Annotated in this window: 21 protein-coding genes; 9 read left to right on the top strand and 12 right to left on the bottom strand. The window is 41.3% G+C overall.

The features are described from left to right. From B3Q46_RS01700 to B3Q46_RS01690, 3 genes are all read left to right on the top strand, one after another. On the top strand, positions 1–390 hold a 390-nt coding region (locus B3Q46_RS01700), incomplete at its 5' end, for an integrase core domain-containing protein (RefSeq protein WP_286712981.1). A 470-nt stretch (positions 391–860) separates the two neighbouring features. Next, positions 861–1649 carry a PaaX family transcriptional regulator C-terminal domain-containing protein gene (locus B3Q46_RS01695; RefSeq protein WP_005235191.1) on the top strand — a complete coding sequence of 263 codons (789 nt, stop codon included), beginning with the start codon at positions 861–863 and terminating at the stop codon, positions 1647–1649. Positions 1650–1743: 94 nt separating this feature from the next. Beyond that, entirely contained in the window at positions 1744–2721 is a 978-nt protein-coding gene (locus B3Q46_RS01690; protein WP_104426227.1) for a fatty acid desaturase family protein, read from the top strand. Between the two features lie 55 nt (positions 2722–2776). Here B3Q46_RS01690 and B3Q46_RS01685 read toward each other — a convergent pair whose 3' ends face one another. Both B3Q46_RS01685 and yfcF read right to left on the bottom strand, forming a co-directional pair. Then, complete coding sequence (locus B3Q46_RS01685) at positions 2777–3727, bottom strand: cation diffusion facilitator family transporter (protein WP_104426228.1); 951 nt, start codon at positions 3725–3727, stop codon at positions 2777–2779. A 197-nt stretch (positions 3728–3924) separates the two neighbouring features. Next, the gene (gene yfcF / locus B3Q46_RS01680) at positions 3925–4572 is read right to left on the bottom strand and encodes a glutathione transferase (protein WP_104426229.1); all 648 of its coding nucleotides are present in this window, start codon (positions 4570–4572) and stop codon (positions 3925–3927) included. Positions 4573–4797: 225 nt separating this feature from the next. Between yfcF and B3Q46_RS01675 the strand changes: the two genes are divergently transcribed. Further along, positions 4798–5514: a glutamine amidotransferase gene (locus B3Q46_RS01675; protein ID WP_104426230.1), complete on the top strand. Its 717-nt coding sequence runs from the start codon at positions 4798–4800 to the stop codon at positions 5512–5514. Positions 5515–5561: 47 nt separating this feature from the next. On the opposite strand, the gene B3Q46_RS01670 is transcribed toward B3Q46_RS01675, so the two are convergent. The 5 genes from B3Q46_RS01670 to B3Q46_RS01650 all read right to left on the bottom strand — a co-directional run bounded on the left by B3Q46_RS01670 (position 5562) and on the right by B3Q46_RS01650 (position 10072). Beyond that, positions 5562–6149 (bottom strand): YceI family protein, encoded by a 588-nt coding sequence (locus B3Q46_RS01670; RefSeq protein WP_005235180.1) that lies wholly within the window; start codon positions 6147–6149, stop codon positions 5562–5564. Positions 6150–6341: 192 nt separating this feature from the next. Beyond that, positions 6342–6734, bottom strand: coding sequence for a GNAT family N-acetyltransferase (locus B3Q46_RS01665; protein WP_104426231.1), 393 nt, complete (start codon positions 6732–6734; stop codon positions 6342–6344). A gap of 175 nt (positions 6735–6909) precedes the next feature. After that, the gene (locus B3Q46_RS01660; RefSeq protein ID WP_004786275.1) at positions 6910–7125 is read right to left on the bottom strand and encodes a hypothetical protein; all 216 of its coding nucleotides are present in this window, start codon (positions 7123–7125) and stop codon (positions 6910–6912) included. 135 nt (positions 7126–7260) lie between these two features. Continuing rightward, positions 7261–9249: a transketolase gene (gene tkt, locus B3Q46_RS01655; RefSeq protein WP_005235176.1), complete on the bottom strand. Its 1989-nt coding sequence runs from the start codon at positions 9247–9249 to the stop codon at positions 7261–7263. Between the two features lie 439 nt (positions 9250–9688). Next, a complete protein-coding gene (locus B3Q46_RS01650; protein ID WP_005235174.1) occupies positions 9689–10072 on the bottom strand; it encodes a pilin in 384 nt (127 codons plus the stop codon). 471 nt (positions 10073–10543) lie between these two features. Between B3Q46_RS01650 and metK the strand changes: the two genes are divergently transcribed. The 3 genes from metK to B3Q46_RS01635 all read left to right on the top strand — a co-directional run bounded on the left by metK (position 10544) and on the right by B3Q46_RS01635 (position 13857). Beyond that, complete coding sequence (gene metK / locus B3Q46_RS01645; protein ID WP_004786281.1) at positions 10544–11710, top strand: methionine adenosyltransferase; 1167 nt, start codon at positions 10544–10546, stop codon at positions 11708–11710. A gap of 340 nt (positions 11711–12050) precedes the next feature. Next, positions 12051–12395, top strand: a complete 345-nt coding sequence (locus B3Q46_RS01640; protein ID WP_175967370.1) for a hypothetical protein — start codon at positions 12051–12053, stop codon at positions 12393–12395. 250 nt (positions 12396–12645) lie between these two features. Continuing rightward, positions 12646–13857, top strand: coding sequence for a YeeE/YedE family protein (locus tag B3Q46_RS01635; protein WP_175967369.1), 1212 nt, complete (start codon positions 12646–12648; stop codon positions 13855–13857). 44 nt (positions 13858–13901) lie between these two features. Here B3Q46_RS01635 and B3Q46_RS01630 read toward each other — a convergent pair whose 3' ends face one another. From B3Q46_RS01630 to B3Q46_RS01620, 3 genes are all read right to left on the bottom strand, one after another. After that, the gene (locus B3Q46_RS01630; protein WP_262735532.1) at positions 13902–14411 is read right to left on the bottom strand and encodes a hypothetical protein; all 510 of its coding nucleotides are present in this window, start codon (positions 14409–14411) and stop codon (positions 13902–13904) included. A 62-nt stretch (positions 14412–14473) separates the two neighbouring features. After that, complete coding sequence (locus tag B3Q46_RS01625) at positions 14474–15253, bottom strand: TIGR03915 family putative DNA repair protein (protein ID WP_262735533.1); 780 nt, start codon at positions 15251–15253, stop codon at positions 14474–14476. Beyond that, positions 15253–16512, bottom strand: coding sequence for a putative DNA modification/repair radical SAM protein (locus B3Q46_RS01620; protein WP_262735534.1), 1260 nt, complete (start codon positions 16510–16512; stop codon positions 15253–15255). The genes B3Q46_RS01625 and B3Q46_RS01620 overlap by 1 nt, the downstream gene beginning before the upstream one ends. 208 nt (positions 16513–16720) lie before the next feature. Here B3Q46_RS01620 and B3Q46_RS01615 point away from each other — a divergent pair, with 208 nt between their 5' ends. Next, complete coding sequence (locus tag B3Q46_RS01615; RefSeq protein ID WP_262735535.1) at positions 16721–17764, top strand: NAD(P)H-dependent flavin oxidoreductase; 1044 nt, start codon at positions 16721–16723, stop codon at positions 17762–17764. Positions 17765–17830: 66 nt separating this feature from the next. Here the strand turns inward: B3Q46_RS01615 and B3Q46_RS01610 are convergent, their stop codons facing one another. Both B3Q46_RS01610 and dusB read right to left on the bottom strand, forming a co-directional pair. Then, entirely contained in the window at positions 17831–18508 is a 678-nt protein-coding gene (locus tag B3Q46_RS01610; protein WP_159123758.1) for a hypothetical protein, read from the bottom strand. Between the two features lie 245 nt (positions 18509–18753). Continuing rightward, positions 18754–19773, bottom strand: coding sequence for a tRNA dihydrouridine synthase DusB (gene dusB / locus B3Q46_RS01605; protein WP_286712983.1), 1020 nt, complete (start codon positions 19771–19773; stop codon positions 18754–18756). A 129-nt stretch (positions 19774–19902) separates the two neighbouring features. Here dusB and B3Q46_RS01600 point away from each other — a divergent pair, with 129 nt between their 5' ends. Then, positions 19903–21498: a tyrosine-type recombinase/integrase gene (locus B3Q46_RS01600; RefSeq protein ID WP_286712967.1), complete on the top strand. Its 1596-nt coding sequence runs from the start codon at positions 19903–19905 to the stop codon at positions 21496–21498. The last annotated feature ends 37 nt before the right edge of the window (positions 21499–21535 follow it).

The following is a 21535-nucleotide window of genomic DNA, read 5'->3' as shown; positions in this document are numbered from 1 at the left end:
ACAGATATGGTGCTCGATGCATTAGAGCAAGCATTGCACGATCGAGGCATGCCAAAGAATGTGATTCATCATTCCGATAGAGGTGTTCAATATCTTTCTAATCGCTATACCAATCGTTTAGAAGCTGCAAATTTACGAGCATCAGTCAGTACAACTGGTGATTCATACGATAATGCTCTGGCTGAAACGGTGAATGGCTTATACAAAACAGAGGTGATTGAATATTTAAAAGCAGATTGGCAAAGTTTAGCAGATGTACAACTTGCGACATTAAATTGGGTAGATTGGTTCAATAAAAAGCATGTACACAGTGTACTGGGTTATGTATCGCCTTTTGAGTTTGAAGCAATGTACTATGATAAGATTAACCCGTTAGGTCAGGTGGTCTAACTTAAATAAAAAAATCTCCGATAAATCCGGTAAGGTTTACCTAGGTGACACCGGAAGGTGGCGGTGGTCCGAATTACCCGAATATGTAAGGTAATCCGTATGAATAAGAAATCTTTTTCTTGTTCATATACCCAATTTTGAAGCAGTTATAACTAACACTTCACTTTAATTTTTTAGGTAATCCCAGTTCCCTAGGGAGCTGGGATTAAAAATAATCAAGAATAAAAACAGATTCATGTCTTTTTCGTTGACTTGCTGCTTAGACCAGCTTAATAACTGTAAAATACAGTGCCTCAGTAGAAAACCAACACCTTATCTAGTGATTTTTATCCATATACGTTGTCTTTAATTAAAATTAATTGCCTGAATATACAAACACTTTAGTCGTATTTCTCTTTGGCTCTTCATATTCAAAATGCTATTGTACAAAAAGTTTCCAATTTCTCATTTTCTAATCACGATCTAGTTTCATGACTTATAAACTGAATGCCCGACATCTGGTGCTAGACCTGCTCTATGCCTCACATAACTCTACTGTTAGCATCAAACAGATGTTATGTGCAGCAGATTTATTAGGAATCTCTGACAACAGCTTGCGGGTTGCAGTCGCACGACTTAATCAGGATCAGATCATTCAATCAGTAGAACGCGGCATTTATCAGTTAATTGAAAAAAAATTTGATACTTCTTTTATTAGCCTGAACAAACATCCCAATATGCAGACCGCTACGGCTTGGGATGGTAAGTACATTCTGGTTTATACCGGTGCTTTGGGGCGAGTAGATCGTACGGCCTTATCTAAACGGGAAAAAGCCCTGCGTTATTATGGATTTCAGGAATTGGAACAGAACGTGTTTATCCGCCCGGACAATTTGCAACTTGGTTTGAACGAGCTTAAATCAGCAGCCGTCAAGTTTGGTCTGGATCAAGGCGCACGATTTTTTCAGGTCAGCGAGATCGATCAGCACACCCATGTATCTGCACTTTGGGATATTCATGGCCTGCATCAAACTTATTTGAATATCAGCCAGGAAATTGAACAATGGTTTGAAAACCATCAACAGTTATCCTTGGCTGAATCAGCTAAAACCGCCTTTTATCTGGCAAAATCTGCTGTATTTAGTCTGCGTGCAGATCCGCTATTGCCTGAAGAATGGCTAGATGCTCCAGCCCGACAAAAGTTTGAACTGGCTGTACGGCGTATGGAGGAGCAAGGCCAGCAGTTATGGCAGCAATATTTTCAACAACAAGGTGTATAATTTATTTCCTACATGCTCACAAAAATAAATTGACTGTAATATTTTAATTCAAATATAGTGATAAGAAATACAAGAATTAGATCAAGGCAGAATAATGAACAGTAAAGTGAGCGTCACAGAGCTATTTAGCCGTGAAGAAATTAGAGAGCTGACTACCCCATCCGATTTACAGGGTGCTCTGGCAGTGGGTTCAACTTGGGCTGTGATTGTTTTGACCTTTGGCACAGTCGCTTATAGCTGGAAATATTTACCAGTCTGGGGAAAAATATTGATGTGTGCCTTGGCATTAGCCATTCTGGCAGGTCGTCAGCTGGCTATGGCCATTTTAATGCACGATGCCTCACACCACAGTCTGTTTAAAACCAAGTGGCTAAACACATACTTTACTGACTGGTTGTGTGCCCGTCCGATCTGGAATGAGGTCGGTAAATATCGTCCTTATCATTTGAAACATCATGCCCGCACCTCTCAACCTGATGATCCAGATTTAGGTCTGGTCAAAAACTTTCCAATTACTAAACAATCATTATTCAGAAAATTCTTTAGAGATCTAAATGGTCAATCCGGCCTGAAATTTCTGACTGGTCGTGTCTTAATGGATTTAGAACTTCTGGAATGGAGTGTTTCTAATGATCCGAAACCAATTCCTCGTGGTAATCGCAGTAACTTGGAACTGGCCAAGAATCTGTTAAAAAATAGCTCGGGCATGCTGATTTCCAATGCTGCCCTATTTTTTGCACTTTGGGCCAGCGGTCATCCGAAACTTTATTTATTATGGCCCCTAGCTTATATCACCCCTTTCCCACTGTTTATCCGTATCCGGGCAATGGCTGAGCATGCTGGTCTAGAAACTAGCCATTCTGCATTGACTAATACCCGTACCACCCGTGCAGGCTGGCTAGCGCGTGCTTTCGTTGCACCGATTCATGTAAATTATCATATTGAACATCATTTAATGGCCTCTGTTCCACATCAAAATCTGCCCAAAATGCATCAGATGTTGCGAGAGCGCGATTATGTGAAAGCACCACCGAGTTATAAAGATGTAATTGTGTCATTATTAAAAGGCTAAAATAAAAGATCGAAGTTTAAAAATACATCAAGTGTGATGGCAAAATTTCTCACACTTAATGTTGATGGCTTTCCTTATGCTCATGCTGTTCATGTAAATGGTCCGATTGCCGATGCTGTTCTGGGGGACAATCTTCTGCTTCAATTTGCAATGTCATCTCGGTGATGTGATGTTCATGATGCAACATCTCCAACGCCTCCTGATGCAACTTTTTATAGTCAACGTCTGGCGCAACTAAATGCACCGTCAACATCACCTTCTTGGAAGTAATCGCCCAGACTTTTAGCTGATGAATATCTTCAACACCGTCTAGCGCCAGTAGGTCATGGCGCAGTTTTTCAATATCGATTTCATCAGGAACCCCTTCTAGCAGAATATTGATACTCTGTTTCAACAAAATCCATGTCCGTGGAATGACCCAGAATCCGATCATGACCGCAATCACGGTGTCGATCCACATCCAGCCACTGAAATAGATGATGATTGCGCCAATAATGACACCCACCGAACCTAGTGCATCACTCAGTACTTCCAGATAAGCTCCTTTAATATTCAAGCTTTCCTGACTGCTAGAAACCAGAATTTTCATGGAAATCAGATTAATAACCAGTCCAAGTATGGCGACAATCAACATGCCCAGACTTTCAATTTCAGGAGCATGGCTCAGGCGCTGGTAAGCTTCAAACAGGATATACATCGCTACCAGAAATAGCATAATCGCATTAAACAAAGCCGCCAGAATTTCAAAACGCTGGTAGCCAAAGGTACGTTTATCATCTGCTGGTTTTTGCCCGATCTTAATCGCAGCCAGTGCAATCGCCAATGCAGCGGCATCTGTAAACATATGTGCCGCATCAGAAAGCAAGGCCAAACTCTGAGTCATAAAACCGGCAATAACTTCTACAATTAAAAAGGCTGTCGTCAGAGCTAAGGCGATGGACAGTTTTTTAGCATTCTTCGCACTAACTTCTACATGACTATGATCATGATGATGTGATCCACCCACCTTATACTCCTTTTCATTTGAATCTGATTCTAAGTTTTAGCTACTTCTTATTACCTATACTTTCTATAATACGCCTGCGCTGCTGATATTTAAGCAATTTTTTGTATAGCTTGGCTCTCTTTTAAAATATCCATGTTTATTCATTAAGCAAATTCAGCGCTTGAATTATTAAATTTACCTCTCTACCCGATATAGAATCAAAACTCAGCATGAGTACGCGGTTTTTCATTTTCCAAAATCCAGGACTGCACTGAAGATCGCTGAAAATTACGCTGGATATAAGCCTGAATCTTTTCGGGAAGCTCAACATCGTGACTAAGCAGACGATGCAGCATAAAGGCTAGATCAAAGTCTGCAATTGACCATTGTTCGGTGAGCCATAGCTCTTCAAGTAAAGTTTCTGTGATTGCCAGTAAGCGCTGAATATCCTGCATGGTTTCAGCCGATGCGATTAAAGGCCTTTTAGGTGGAACAAAGATCGAAGTTGAAGGCATATCCTGCCGGATAGAGGAAAAATCAGTTTTAATTAAGGCCTGAACGGCGCGGCATTTTGCTCTAGCTTTCATCTCTGCAGGATATAAAGCAGGATAATCCGGTGCCGGAAAAGCGTCTTCCAGATATTCGGTAATCGCCCAAGATTCAAATAAATGAAAATCATCAATGATCAAACAAGGGACTTTGCCACTCGGACAAATTTTACGATAAGCCAAAGATTGCTGTTCCAGCAGATTCAGATCGATCATTTTTTCCTGAAAGTTGAGTCCTTTCTCTTTTAAAGCCACATAAACCGACATGGCATAAGGACTGATACGTTTTTTATCGACATATAAGCAGATATTGTGCATTTTTTATCCTGCCTCTTATGATTATCCACTGCTTTCTACTCTAACGCCTTTTTTATAGAAAAGGAAAATATCGCTGCATATTGATACAAAGCGGAGTCTTAGGCTTACAGAGAATTGCCGATTCGAATGAATCATCTACCTAAGGCTAAATCACCGGATTAAAAAGACTTCTAATTTTTTGCAGAATAACGTTAAATAAATATTTTCCATTTAGACCTGACTGCTATGCTGAACCTTGACCACTTCCCTGATACCGTATATGCCATTCAACATCTGGCTTTTGAAGACCTAGGTGCCTGGGAAAATGTGTTTTATCAGCTAGGATTACGTGTTCGCTATTTTGAAGCTGGAATTGATGACCTACGAAAGGCGTATGAATATAAAGGTCTGACAATTATTTTAGGGGGTCCAATTGGTGTCTATGAAACGGTGGACTACCCTTTCTTACAACAAGAAATAGACGTACTTAAAGTGCGTTTAGAGAAGAATTTACCCACTTTAGGTATTTGTCTGGGTGCTCAACTCATTGCTCATGCACTCGGTGCTAAAGTCTATGCAGGACATAGCAAAGAAATTGGCTGGTCTAAACTCTGTCTTGCCTCTATTGAAAATAATCCACTAAAAGCTCTCGAAGATATCGACGTCCTGCATTGGCATGGTGATACCTTTGACCTTCCTGCACAGGCTGAATTGCTGGCCAGCTCTGATCTTTATCCAAATCAGGCCTTTCGGGTAGGACAGAATATTCTAGCACTACAATTCCATGCTGAAGTAGCCAGTGAAAGTTTAGAGAAATGGCTGATTGGACATACCTGTGAGTTACGCAAAGCCCAAATCAATATCCCCACCTTGCGGGCGGATCATCAAAGCTATGCACCCGCGCTTGAACAGGCAGCCAGTTCGGTATTGATGCTTTATTTAGAAAACCTGCAACTTAAATAACCGTAATAAAAAAGCACCCTATTGGGTGCTTTTTTAATTTGTCATTCTTACTTTTTCGGAGCAGGTACAGAAGCCTCGGTAGTAATGTTCACTGTAATTTTATCGCCCACATTTGGAACATAGCCGCCTACCCCAAAGGCTGAACGGTTAAATGAAGTGGTTGCATTAAAACCAATCGTTTGTAATTTGGTCATTGGATGTACGCCTTGTTTATTTAAAACTGCATCCAGTACCACAGGTTTAGTGACATCTTTCACGGTTAAGTTACCGGTGATTTTGTATTTGTTTTTGCCTAAAGCCTGAACTTTAGTACTTTTAAAAGTGATATTCGGATATTTGGCAGCATCAAAAAATTCTGCTGTCTTAATATGGTCATCCAGCGCTTTCACATTCGTATTAATGCTTGCAACCGGGATATTCACATTGACCGAAGAATTCGCAGGTTTTTCATTATCAACATTAATCGTACCCTGTATATCACTGAAGTTTGCAGATGGTGTAGAGAAACCAAAGTGGCTCCAAGAGAAAACCGTTGCTGAATGAGTCGGGTCAATCGTATAAGCCACTGGTTTTGCCATAGAAAATGTTGCTACAGATGCGACTGCCAAGCCTAATGCTAATGTTTTTAAATTCATGTTTTTATCTCACGTTTTGGATTTTATTAAGTGTATAGAATCTGGAACCGTTTACAGCCTTAAAGATAAAACGTTTTGTTGCAGCAATGAAACGATAAAATTGTAAGTTATTTTTTTAATTTTTGAGCTTTAATCCATACGGTACTGAATAAATCCAGTTTTCTTGGCGACTTTGTTATACAATGCTTGCGCCTAATGATTTGATTCCTGAGTCAGCCAGTAAACCCGGTCGCAATTACGCTGCTGCGCTACCTGATAGACATGCTGAATCAACTTTCGCGCCACGCCCCGTCCGCGATAGTCCGGATAGGTAAATAGATCCTGCAAATAAGCATATGGTCTTACTGTCCAGCTACTGTTATGCTCGATGACATGCACAATCCCAACGACCTTTTCATCAATCAAGGCCGCAAAACCGTACATTGAATCTAATTCATAATTGGTTAATTTATCCCAGGTATTTTTACTTACCTCATCCGAAATTTGCGTTTGATAAAAGCGTTGATAGTCTTGCCATAAAGATAGCCATTCTGACTGTGATATTTGCTCTAGAGATTTGATCTGGATCTGGGGCTGTATATTCATGTTTAACTGCTTCTTTGGCTTATTTCTTTAATTTAAGTCGTTTCGATAGTGGTCGCGGAGTTTTTATAGCAACTTCAACTTAGCTTTATCTCATCTGGCGCTCATAAGCAACCTGTCAGATGGAAATCATCCGACATAAAAAAAGCCCCAATTAGGGACTTTTTACGCTTTATATTTAAAGTTTTTCAACCAGAATACGATCCACCTGTTTCAAACCAGAATGCTTTTCATGGTTCTTGCGACGTACTTTAATGATTTTTTCTTCAGCCATTTCCTGAAGTAATAGCTCAACCGCAACCATTGCTTCAAGGGGGAGATCCTGCCCGATCCATTTCTGCTCGCCTGCATCCATTAAAGTAATTTCGTCACTAATTTGTTCATACAAGCTCATGTTTATCTCACTCTTTCATTTCAATTATGGGAGAACACTTTTTAGCGGTTGCCACATGAAAACAAGGCTAGAAAGCAAAAAAACAAAAGACGCCCCAAAACTGGGGCGCCCTTAAAAAACGACTTAATCAGTTGATTAAGCAGTAATCTCTTTTACAGCTGCTACAACAGCTTCAGTTGTAATACCGAAGTGTTTGAACAGGTCTTTAGCAGGTGCAGATTCACCGTAAGTGGTCATACCGATCACACGACCATCCAGACCTACAAATTTCCACCAGTAATCTACATGTGCAGCTTCAACCGCTACACGTGCACGAATCGCTGCAGGAAGAACTGATTCACGGTAAGCAGCATCTTGCTTCATGAATTCTTCAGCACATGGCATAGATACGACACGTACACCTTCAAGCTGTGCATAAGCTTCCATTGCAAGAGAAACTTCAGAACCAGTCGCAATGATAATCGCTTTCAATTCGCCTTTTTCTTCAGCCAGAACATAACCACCTTTCGCTACATTCTCAATTTGTGCTTGAGTACGAGTCTGGAATGGCAGGTTTTGACGAGAGAAGATCAACGCTGTTGGACCTTCTGAACGCATCAAAGCAGATTTCCAGGAAATCGCTGCTTCAACGGTGTCACATGGACGCCATGTATTCAGGTTTGGAGTACCACGTAAAGATGCGATTTGTTCGATTGGCTGGTGTGTAGGACCATCTTCACCCAGACCGATTGAATCGTGAGTGTAGACATGAATCACACGTTGTTTCATCAGCGCAGACATACGTACTGCATTACGTGCATATTCCATGAACATCAGGAATGTTGCTACATAAGGAATGAAACCGCCATGCAGTGCTACACCATTGGCAATCGCAGTCATACCAAATTCACGTACGCCGTAATGAACATAGTTACCTGCTGGATTGTCCTGTACGCCTTGTGCACCTTTCCAAAGTGTCAGGTTAGAACCTGCAAGGTCAGCAGAACCACCTAGTACTTCTGGTAATGAAGGTACAAGTGCTTGCAACGTATTTTGGCTCGCTTTACGTGTAGCAATGGTTTCTTCTTTTGCATTTACTTCAGCGATATAAGCATCCGCTTTTGCAACAAAGTCAGCTGGAAGATCACCAGAAAGACGACGTTTTAATTCAGCTGCTTCAGTTGGATATTTTGCTGCATAAGCGGCAAAAGTTTCGTTCCATGCTGCTTCAGCTTGTGAACCTTTTTCTTTGGCATCCCAAGCTGCGTATACATCCTCAGGAATGACAAATGCTTCGTCTGACCAGCCAAGCGCTTCACGAGTCAATACGATTTCGTCATTACCCAAAGGTGCACCGTGACAGTCTTCTTTACCCTGTTTGTTCGGTGAACCTAAACCGATCACTGTTTTACACATGATGATGGTTGGTTTGTTCGCTTCAGCTTTCGCTTCTACAGTCGCTTGACGGATTGCATCTGCATCATGGCCATCAACTTTGATCACTTGCCAGCCATAAGACTTGAAGCGTTGTTCTGTATCGTCAGAGAACCAGCCTTCAACTTCACCGTCAATTGAAATGCCGTTGTCGTCATAGTAAGCAATCAGCTTGCCTAGACCTAAAGTACCTGCCAAAGAACATGCTTCGTGAGAAACACCTTCCATCAAGCAGCCATCGCCCAGAAAGCAGTAAGTGTAGTGATCAACAACTTTGATATCGTCTTTATTGAATTGCGCAGCTAAAGTTTTCTCAGCCAGTGCAAAACCAACAGCATTTGCGATACCTTGGCCTAATGGGCCAGTGGTTGTTTCAATACCCGGTGCATAGCCCAATTCTGGGTGACCTGGAGTTTTAGAATGAAGTTGACGGAATGCTTTAAGATCTTCAATTGAAAGATCATAGCCCGTTAAATGAAGAAGTGCGTATTGAAGCATAGAGCCATGGCCATTCGACAATACGAAACGGTCACGGTTAGCCCAATTCGGATTTGTTGGGTTATGGTTTAAGAATTCACGCCAAACCACATCAGCGATATCTGCCATCCCCATTGGAGCACCTGGATGTCCTGAGTTTGCTTTTTGCACAGCATCCATTGCCAATACACGAATTGCGTTTGCAATACGACGTTCATTAAGCGGGGTTGTCATAAATCAGCGTCCAAATAAATTCAGAAGAAATAGGAAATGATGAAAAGACTTTCAAAACTGCCGTCTATTGTCTTAAAAAAACAGCGAGGGGTAAAGACTAGCCTACAATATTTATCAATTTATTGATGTTGTATTTACCTATCGGATAAATATTCTGCACTTTTAAGATGCATTGATTGACTAGAGTCTAAGTTAGATTCTAATAAAATGATAAATCTGGGATTATTCTTAACTATTTTTTATAAATTAAACTTTCACAATATGTTGAATTCCTTTTCAGGATACATGCATATAGGGATCAAAACAGAAGATCCGGATTTAAATAAATAATCTTTCCAGGCTATAAAAATGCATATGTGAATATCTATTGTTTGCCCAAGGTCCCCAGACATAAAAGATAAAGGTTAAAGTTAAATCAGGCTAATCGATACCACGAAAATTATTGTCCTCGGCAATCTTTAGGTAAATAACGCTGACTGATATCGCTCGACGAACAACTGCCGCTATAAACATCAAAAGCGATGGATTTCCCACGGATTGCCGTATCTACCCTATCCTGCCGTAGCTTAAATTCAATCCGACAAGCGGCATTGATCACGACTTTTTCAATATATTGGGTTCCGCTGCCAATTTGACGGCCTGCATCACAATGTCCATCAGAGGCAATAAATTGAGTTCGATAGCTACCTGCCTGCTCAAAAACCTCTGTTAGTTGGCTTCGCACTACATAACTGTGATAACTCATGCCTGCTACTGTCGCCAGAATGGCAATAATCGTGAGTACAATCATGACTTCAATCAAGGTAAACGCCTTTTGATACATGCTTTTCCATCTCCGTACAGTCTTTTAAACAAATCCATACCAAAAGATTTCGCCACTTCCTGACAGGCGGTTTCTGAAGACTTGAAGCTACTATGCAGAGTCGTACTATTTGCAGCAAGGCTGTCTGTCGTGTGGTCAATACACCCACCTTAATTTATTAATAGAATGATCACTTTCCTTGATATTTGAGGCATTTAATTTTTATATTTTTCTTAGTACTTAGTTATGCAAATTTGTTTAGAAATATCACTGCTTAATAAGCGTCTCTTATCAATTCACAGATTATTTATTAAGTTTATTAAATGAATCCACCCTGCTGTTTAATTAGGCATATCAGTTTTTTTAATTCCAATAATCAAATAAAAGCACAATAATTTGAAACAATTTCGTGCAATTTTGTCGAGTTGCGCTAGTCCTAGAGCACAAGTCGATGTAACATATCGGGTCTTTAAATTTAACTGTGATAGGACTATGCGCGAGTACGCTGTATTTACTTCGGAATCTGTAAGCGAAGGCCATCCAGATAAAATGGCTGACCAAATCAGTGATGCTATCTTGGATGCAATCTTAAAAGAAGACCCATATGCACGGGTTGCTTGTGAAACGCTTGTAAAAACAGGTGCGGTTGTACTTGCCGGTGAAATCACAACAACTGCGAACATCGATTTTGAAGCGGTTGTCCGCCATACCGTTAACAGTATTGGTTATCATCATTCTGACCTTGGCTTTGATGGTTCGACTTGTGCGATCATCAACATGATCGGTAAACAGTCTCCTGAAATTGCTCAGGGTGTAGACCGTCAGAAACCGGAAGATCAAGGTGCCGGCGACCAAGGCTTGATGTTTGGTTATGCCAGCCGTGAAACTGATGTACTTATGCCTGCGCCAATTTCTTATGCGCACCGCTTAATGGAAAAACAGGCTGAATTACGCCGTAACGGTACATTGCCTTGGTTACGTCCAGACGCAAAAAGCCAGGTGACTTTCGCTTATGAAAATGGCGTACCTGTTCGTCTAGATGCTGTTGTGCTTTCGACTCAACACGATCCTGAAATTTCACAGGCTCATTTAAAAGAAGCTGTGATTGAAGAAATCGTGAAAAAAATCATTCCTGCCGACATGTTCCATGCAGATACCAAATTCCACATCAACCCGACCGGGATGTTTGTGATCGGTGGTCCTGTAGGTGACTGTGGTCTGACTGGCCGTAAAATCATTGTAGACACTTACGGTGGTATGGCACGTCACGGTGGCGGTGCATTCTCTGGTAAAGATCCATCGAAAGTTGACCGTTCTGCTGCTTATGCAGGCCGTTATGTTGCGAAAAACATTGTCGCTGCGGGTCTTGCAGACAAATGTGAAATTCAGGTGTCTTATGCGATTGGTGTAGCCGAGCCTACTTCAATTTCAATCAATACCTTCAATACAGGCAAAGTGTCTGATGAATTGATCGTGCAATTGGTACGTGAGCACTTTGACCTGCGTCCATACGGTATTACCCGTATGTTGAACCTGATCCAACCGATGTATAAACAGACTGCTGCTTATGGTCACTTTGGTCGTGAAGGTTCAGATACTGCATTTACTTGGGAAAAAACTGACAAAGTCGAAGCACTTAAGGCATCTGCTGGTCTATAATTTTTCATATTTTAAAAAAGCTCGCTTTATGCGGGCTTTTTTTTATGGTTTCTACTTTTAGCTTGATAAAAATTGATGATGAAATAGTTGTGTTTTGTTACATCTAAAACTGCATACGAAAGCGAGTCTATTCATTCTTTATAAGCAATGAGAAGCAATCCACACAAGGTTTTTAAGAAAATACATTCAAATAATCAGACGATTGATATTTAGCAGAAATTGTATAAGTCTTTATAAAAATTACATTTAGCGAACAAATTCTGATCTAATTATTAGCATAAATTCAAATAAATACTCGCTAGACTGTTTTCGACCTTACAACTACAAAGGATATGACACGATGAATAAATTACTTGTTGCTTTGGGTTTAGCTGCAACCGTTGCTTTAGTGGGTTGTAATAAGAAAGAAAATCCTGAAACAGGTGCGACAACTGGCGAACATTTAGAAAATGCTGCTGATCAAGCAGGCCATGATATAGAAGATGCCACTCATGAGGCTTCTCAAGAAACTGATCAAGCCATGGATAATGCGGCTGCAAATGCTTCCCGTGCCGCTGATGAAGCCGCCGCTGCGACTTCTCGAGCAGCCGATGCCACTGCTGAAGCCGCTAAAAACGCGACTGCTGCAACTGCCGGTGCTATTGAAGAAGGTGCAGGCAAAGTACGTGAGAAAGCTGAAAATTAATTTTTAAAGCTTTCAATCTTTAAAAGCCTGCTTTGCAGGCTTTTAAACTTTTTATACGTTTCACTATTAGACGGGTGATTGTTCTAAATAAAATGATATCTTCTGAAATAATCACGACCTTATATCACTTAAAGTCATAATTATTATCAGTTATCAGGATGTTTAATTGACTCTTAGTAGCCTTAGATCAGCCCATTTTAGTGAGAAATTGCGTAATATACGCGACTTTATTTTTAAAGCTTGATCTCCCATGTCTGTTATTGCTGCGTCTTCCCAGCGATCGAATCTCTCGGTCTGGGTGGCTTTTATTTTACTTGTATTAGGAACTGTCGGTGCTTATCACATCGTAGGTCTGAACCAAGCTCTATTATTTCTGGTGGGTGGTGCACTGGGTATGACCTTGTATCATGCATCGTTTGGTTTTACCTCCAGCTGGCGCGTTTTTATTAAAGAACGTCGTGGTCGTGGCTTACGTGCCCAAATGATCATGTTAGGTCTTGCTGTCTTGCTATTTTTTCCTGCTTTAGGCGCAGGTGAACTGTTTGGTAATCCAGTTCAAGGCTTTGTCAGTCCGGTTTCACTGTCTGTGGTGATCGGTGCATTTATTTTCGGGATTGGCATGCAGCTCGGTGGCGGTTGTGCATCAGGTACACTTTATACTGTGGGTGGTGGTAGTGCTCGTATGCTGGTCACCCTGTTTTTCTTCTGTGCCGGCTCACTGATTGCGACTTCGCATATTGACTGGTGGTTTAACCTACCTCATTTCGCACCTATCTCCATTGTAGAAAGTTTTGGTGTCATTCCTGCACTTGTTTTGAGCTTTGTCGTTTTTGCTGTTATTGCTGCTGCAACTGTATTTTTTGAAAAGAAACGTCATGGCAACTTGGAAATTGAAGCTCAAAGCCAGCATCAGGGCTGGAAACGCTTTTTGCGTGGTCCATGGCCATTAATCTGGGGCGGAATCATTTTAACCCTGCTTAACTTTGCTACTTTGGCGCTGGCTGGTCGTCCATGGGGTGTCACTTCTGCCCTTGCTGTCTGGGCCGCGAAATCTGCAAGTTTTGTTGGAATTGATGTAGCCTCTTGGGCGTATTGGCAGCAACCAGCAAATGCCAAAGCCTTATCTGAATCACTCTGGTTCGATATTACATCCATGATGAACTTTGGCATCATGCTTGGTGCATTATTGGCTGCCAGTCTGGCAGGTAAATTTGCTCCGAACTTCAATATTCCAAAACGTTCATTGGTTGCTGCGGTTATTGGCGGCTTGATGCTCGGCTATGGCGCTCGTCTGGCTTATGGCTGTAATATCGGTGCCTATTTTAGTGGTATTGCTTCGGGCAGCGTACATGGCTGGTTATGGCTGGTCTTCGCATTTCTCGGAAATGGTCTAGGTGTAAAACTTCGTCCAATTTTCTTCCCCGGTGAGAAACCTCAACCAGAAAAATTAACTGGTTGCTAAATAAAAAGCCCATCTTTGTGATGGGCTTTTTTATAGCTTCATACTTATAACGCAGCTTTTAAGTTACAGCCATAATTCATGGTCTGTTGAACCTGGCGATAAGTGGTATAACGATCCAGAATAAAAGTATAGAACTGATCGCTAGATGCAAAATTGGATTTCAGGTCTTCATTCTCGGCTTTAGGCAACTGGATCTTGTCGACCAGATTCAGATTATAATGCCCCAAGCGATACATCTCGGCAAAATAGCCATTCATCATGTCACAATAGGCCACTTTACTGGATTTTAGAGCAGTCCGGCTGACAGGATGCTGATTCAAGGTTTGCAGATTATTTACATCCAAAGGCAGCTGATGAGAAAAGGCAATACTTTCTAATTTTTTAAATTGCTGAAAGTCCTGTGCCAACTTACTGTTTAGATCATCAAAACGTTGCTGTAATTCCTGTGCACTTTTAACCTGATATTTACCCGGATCTACTGCTACTTTCTGTTGCTCTGCTGAACACGCAGCCAATCCAGTTACCATAGCTAAGGATGCCAGCCATACCTTCATATCTATACACTCGATCTAAATATTAGCTGCCATTATGCCTTAAACTTGGGCGAAGATTTTATTTAAAGTACTTTCTCATTCATATAACGCCAGTAGCGCTTAGGTACATACTGGATATGCAGTTTCATATTTTGTCGTGCCTGAATATTCACGCTTTTAAAATAATCTTTCCAAAGCTGATCATAGAGTACTTCTTCATCATCCAGTTCAATACTAAAAGACTGACTATGTCCAATCCGGATTTGTGGATCAACTATTTCTGCATTCATTTCTATCTGATGTACATCATCTAAATCGTAATAGATACCGTAGTGGCGCTGCTCATCATAAATTAACCAACGCTGATCTTGGTAACGTTCCTTAAAATGCCGGGAAATAATCGGCAGTACATTAAAATCCGGTTTGACCAGACTGAGGAACAATCCATCTTTGGCTTTTTTGAAGCGGACAAAAGCTTCCATACGATGCTTTTCACGCCCGACCTGTTTGCACCATTGTGACATTCCGATGACTGCATGATGACCATAATCTTTATCAACCGGCCGCTGGTTTTGAAACACATAAACTGCAAAATCAAATAGATTCTGAAATGCCTGTTCTTTTTCAGAAAGAAAAGCATAATAAAAGGCTTTTAAACTGCTGGATGATATTTTCTGTTTTAAGCCTTGCCAGACCCGCTGTCCCTGACTTTCATTCGAGGCCACATGAATAAAATCATCGAATAAGCCATTTTGTGCCTGCGGATTGGCAGTCACTTTGACATCAAATTCTTTAAATTCAAAAGCCCGAAAAACACAGCTTAATAAACCGGTCATGGTGCCATCAAAACAGTAGTGTGCCATTAAAAACCGAATCCCAGTTGAGGTGACAATTGTTGCTGATATTTGGATTGACCAGCTTGTAAAATCTGCTGGCGAATCTGCTGGGATTGCTGCTCCTTTTTAAATTTTGGTGTATCTGCACAGCGGATAAAATGCTGTGCCCGGTTATACGCCACGCCCATCCTTTTCAGTTGGTCAATATGAATCTGACCAAAAAGGCGTGCCTGTACAATCTTTTTGGCAGAACGTACTCCAATGCCCGGCACGCGTAAAATCATTTTGTAGTCGGCTCGGTTAATATCAACCGGGAAGGCCTCAGGATGACGTAAAGCCCAGCTCAGCTTTGGATCAATATCCAGATCCAGATTTGGATGCTGGTCATCTACAATTTCATCTGCTGAAAATCCATAAAAACGCATCAGCCAGTCAGACTGATATAGGCGATTTTCTCTTAATAAGGGTGGTGCTGAGCCAATTGCGGGTAAGGCTTTTTCTTCAGGATTAATCGGAATATAGCCAGAAAAATACACACGTTTCAGCTTAAACTCCTTGTAGTGCCGATCAGCCATCAAAATAATATCTTTGTCCGTCTCACTATGCGCACCAACCACCATTTGCGTGGTCTGCCCTGCAGGAACAAATTTAGGAACGGATTTGATGATCTTACGTTCATCTTTCAACTGGATTAAACGGTCCCGCACAATTCCCAGATCTTTTTGTACTTCTGTATGGGTTTTCTCTGGGGCAAACTTTTGTAAGCCTGCTTCGGTCGGCATTTCCAGATTGATACTCATCCGGTCGACATATAAACCTGCTTCAGTAATAATCTCCTGCGATGCTCCCGGAATGGTTTTGAGATGAATATAACCATTAAAATTTTCTTCCAGACGCAGCTTTTTCACCACCTGCAACATCCGCTCCATGGTGTAATCTGCTGATTTAAAGATTCCCGAACTGAGAAACAGCCCTTCAATATAATTACGGCGATAAAAATTCATGGTCAGATCGACCACTTCCTGCACGGTAAATGCAGCACGTTTTACGTCATTGGAACGACGGGAGACACAATAGGCACAGTCAAAAATGCAGACATTGGAAAACAGTATTTTCAGTAATGAGACACAGCGACCATCTTCAGTATAACTATGACAGATCCCATTTCCGGTATTACCCAGGCCTTTGTCTTTATTTTTGCGGTTGCTGCCACTCGATGAACAGGACACATCATATTTGGCGGCATCAGCTAAAATTTGTAGTTTTTCTCGGATACGATCAGACATGATTTCAGCAAATTGTTGACTAAAAACCTATTATAAATTTTCCCTGTTCTGAACTATAGCTTTGCTGTCTTTGTGACGACATCTCATGTCGTAAGAAATGTAATTGAACCGTTATCCATACAGTATTATTTCAAAATAAAATAACCAATATGATTTGCTTAATTCTGCGGCTATAGGCAAAGTAGATAGAGTAACAGGGAGCAAATCTATGTCTTTATTAGAAAAACTTGGAATAAAACATCCTATTTTTTTGGCCCCTATGGCAGGCGTTTCGACACCTGAACTGGCAGCGGAAGTCTCAAAGCAAGGTGGTCTGGGTTCGCTCGGCTTGGGAGCCAGCAGCGTAGAATCTGCGCGCCAGCAGATTTTAAAAACTCAGGAACTTACAGACTGCCCATTTCAGGTTAACTTTTTCTGTCATGACAGCCAGCCTCTTGATGAAAACGTAGCTCAAGCCTGGATTGACCAGTTTAAAGATAAATTTGCTGAATACGGAATTAATCCACCCACTCAATTGAACTGTATTTACCCAAGTTTTAAAGACAATGATGATTTCTTGAATCTGGTTCTGGAAACAAGACCATGTGCGGTCAGCTTTCATTTTGGCATTCCTCTTCCGCATCAGGTTCAGGCTCTAAAAGATGCCGGTATTCTGACGATGGTATCTGCCACCAATTTTGCTGAGGCCAAAGCCATTCAAGAGGCAGGGATTGATATCATCATTGCTCAAGGCATTGAGGCTGGAGGTCACCGAGGTATCTTTAGCACCAAGTTTGATGCCTCAGTCAAAACCTCTAATCTGGTCAAGTTAATAAAACAGCATTTTTCATTGCCGGTGGTTGCTGCAGGCGGAATCATGAATGGTGAACAAGCACGTCAGATGATGGACTTTGGCGCTGAAGCAGTACAATTAGGCACGGCATTTGTTCAGTGTAAATCTTCCAATGCCAATGACGCCTATCGTAAAGCGCTACTGTCCAAGCCGCTGACTCAAGTTAGTGCCAGCATTTCCGGCCGTCCAGCGCGTGGCATCATTAATCACTGGCATATAGACATCGACACTCCTGATCGTCTGGATGTACCTGCCTATCCATATACTTATGATCTGGCCAAGCAGTTACATGCAGCAGCGTCCAAACATGGTGATCAGGGTTATGGCGCGTTTTGGGCTGGTTCGAATGTGGCGCAAATTCGTGAGATGGAAGCTTCTGATTTAATTAATCAGTTAGTGCTGGAAATGAAACAAAAATAAAGCAAAATTTAATTTTAGAACATAAAAAAAACCTCTCCAAAGAGAGGTTTTTTTTATATCGTTCTTTTAACGCGTCATACGATGCCAAGCATCTTTGATCGCAAATTTTGCTTCTTCCCAATTCAGACGAGATTCACCTTTTATCTGCTCCCATTTGGTTCGTAATTCAGGTTCGGCATGTTCGAAGTCAGTCTGACGGTCATATAGCGGACGGTTTTCATAACCCACCCGATAGGCACCACGATAGTCACGATCATAGTCTAGATCGCTGTAAGTGGTACGGGATTCGGTATAATATGGACGGTTAGTATGCTCAGTTCTCCAGTAATCATCTTCCTGCTTAATCGTGTCCGGATGCTGATAATTATCTGCCTCTGGATGATTTTCTGAATGCTCGTAGTTATCCGTCTGTTTCGAATGATCAGGTGAAGCAATATCATTTCCTGCAATGCCGCCTACAACCCCGCCAATGATACCGCCTACTACTGCACCTGGAGGACCACCTACCAGACCGGCAGTCGCTCCAACTGCTGCCCCGCCTAAAGTACCTGCACTGGTAGCAAGTACATTATCCTCGCCTTCATTCATATCTGGCACACGAGGATTATCTTTTTGAGGTGAATTCAAATCTGGTCGAGCACTGGCATCTGTTGCATCTTGATTTAATGCGTCACTACGTTCCTCTGATAATTCAGTCGAGGTTTTATTGCCAAAGTCTGTAACTGGACGATTGGTATTTGTCATTATAGATCTCCCTTGATCATGAGAATGAACAAGATTGAATAAACATCTTGCCATGCTAGAAATTCAGCTTAGAGCAATTTCACGTAAACAATGTCCATGTCCTGTCCAGTTTCAGTGAACTTAATATGCGGCTATGTTCACTACAGTCTTTAATGTAACGGAAGCATATAAAATCTTAGCTATAAGATAAAAAAGGTACTGTATTTACTACAGTACCTTTTGAAATAAGTAGGAAGTCTATCTTTTTATTTAGTTTCTAACAGATTCACCTGATCTACTTGTACATCGCTCATGATATGGCCATGTTCTAGTAATCCATTAAAATAGTTTTCCACCACTTTATATTGATCGGCAGTGTTTTCTACCTGATACATATTTTGACGGAATTCATTGCTGGAACGTAAACCTTTGGTATACCAGGCAATATGCTTACGCGAAATACGGCAACCTGAGTATTCATCATAAAATTCATAAAGCTCAGATAGATGTCCTAATAGCACATCTTTCACTTCAGCAATACTTGGCGCAGCAAGATGCTCTCCAGTTTCTAAATAATGTGCAATTTCACGAAAAATCCACGGACGTCCTTGTGCAGCACGGCCAATCATGATGGCATCTGCACCTGTATAGTCCAGTACATATTTGGCTTTCTCAGGGCTATCAATATCTCCGTTCGCAATCACGGGAATATTCAGCATCTCTTTAACTTCCTTGATTAAGGAGTAACGTGCCGTATTGAGGTACATGTCTTCACGAGTACGACCATGTAATGCTAACGCTGCAATCCCCGCGTCTTCAGCACGTTTTGCAACTCGTAGGATATTTTCATGACCGTTGAGATAGCCCAAACGGGTTTTTAAAGTCACAGGAACATCAACTGCAGCGACGACTGCATCTAAAATACGTGCAACCAGATCTTCATCCTTTAACAAGGCAGAGCCGGCTAGCTTATTACAGACTTTCTTTGCTGGACACCCCATATTGATATCAACAATTTGTGCTCCATTTGCAACCTGATAACGTGCTGCCTCAGCTAAGTCATGCGGATCAGAACCAGCAATCTGCGCTGAGATTGGTGCCAGCTCACCATCAAAATTTGCCCGATATAAGCTCTTTTTGCTCATGCGCAAGGTCTTGTCAGAAGTCATCATTTCACTGACTGCATGACCCGCACCGAAGTACTTGCATAAGGTTCTAAATGGACGATCGGTGACACCTGCCATGGGGGCCACCCAAAGCTTCCTATCTATTGATCTTCCAAACAATTCTTCAATTACATTGTTTTTGCTCAAAATCTTTAACCTCGTTTAACTTCGTTTAGTCGCTTCGTATTGACTTTTAGTGTCCTTTGATTGCACCCTACTTGCACCCCAATATTTTAATGGTGCAAATTCATGGGAACAGTCACTAAGCGACAAACAAAAGACGGCACAACCCGGTATAGAGCTCAAGTCCGTGTACAACGTCAAGGCTACCCTGAATTCAAACAATCAAAAACCTTCAGCAAAAAATCATTAGCTGAGGACTGGATCAAACGCACGGAAGCAGAAATCGAATTGCACCCTGAAAAAATGTTGAATCCGGCGGTGCAAATAAAGCACAAAACGCTCAGGGAATTCATTTTTCAGTATTTGGAAGAAGCAGACAGCTTTGCCAGGACAAAAACAGGAGCACTACAGCACATCGCTAGTTTAGATATTTCTGAGAAGAATATCTATTCTTTAACGCGACAAGACTTTTCTGACTATGCAATTATGCGAAGAAAAGGCGATCCAGTTAAAGGAACTGATGGTGTCGCACCTGCCACCATCTTAAAGGACTTAAGCCATATCAAAGCTGTCATCGTTCATGCAGAGTTTGTATGGGGCGAACCCTTAGAGACTGTACTAATCGAATTTGAAAAAGCCATGATTGGTTTACAGAAGTCTAGGATTGTGACCAGATCCAAACAGCGTGACCGCTTGCCTACGGCTGAAGAGCTTCAAATGCTGACCAACTATTTTTATAAAAGCTGGAAACGGGTTAAGAATTCAACGCCGATGCATCTAATTATGTGGTTTGCACTCTACACTGCCCGCCGTGAAGATGAGCTGTGTTCATTGCGCCTGGATGATTACGATGATTTAAATAGTCAGTGGTTAGTCAGAGATGCTAAAAATCCGAATGGATCCTTGGGTAATCATAAGTATGCTCACATGGAACCAAGGGCCATCAATATGATTGATGAGTTTATGAAGCCAGAAGTCCGAGATCGAATGCTTGCCCTCGGATATGATAAGAATATTTTAATTCCAGTGAATACCCGTACCGTGTCTACATACTTTACCCGGGCATGTAATGCATGTGGTATCACTGACTTAAGATTCCATGATCTACGCCATGAAGCTGCCACACGATACGCTGAGGATGGATTTACCATTCCTCAATTGCAGACCATTACCCTGCATGAATCATGGAATACCCTAAAACGGTACGTGAACTTAAAAAAACGTGGTGTCCGATTGGAGTTTGAGGAAGCAATCCGTGTTGCTGAGGAAAACTATAATAGCTATTACAAGGAATGGAGCAAGAAACAACGCTACATGGCATTGGTTGATAAGAATGATGCTTTTGAGGATGAAGGCATAATTAATGTTGAATTTGATTTCATCAAAAAACATTTAGATCTGTTTATTGAGATCCATCAGAACAATAAATATTTTAAACGCCTGCATGTAAATAAGTTGAATAGTAATAACCCATTTGCTTGGGATAATTCCAACAACCGATTTGTGGCTCATGATATTCAATTAGCTTGGGAAGACTGGTTTACTGAGAATGGAAAGGTGGACTGGGATGAGTTGCCGGAAGGAAGTACACATTTTGGAATTAAGGATCTTACTCTAGTGAAGAAACTTAAAACTCGTACTTATGTTTGGGAGGTATCTATTCAAGGCTGGATAGATAGTTTTGGACAGTATTTGATTGATGATAAGCACATTGGGAAATAAATATTATTTTTTAAAGATTATAGGACTTACGCACTAT

The sequence above is a fragment of the Acinetobacter sp. UBA2581 genome, assembly GCF_002339435.1.
In the GTDB taxonomy this organism is placed as follows: domain Bacteria; phylum Pseudomonadota; class Gammaproteobacteria; order Pseudomonadales; family Moraxellaceae; genus Acinetobacter; species Acinetobacter variabilis.
This window is presented reverse-complemented; position numbering and strand designations above follow the sequence as displayed.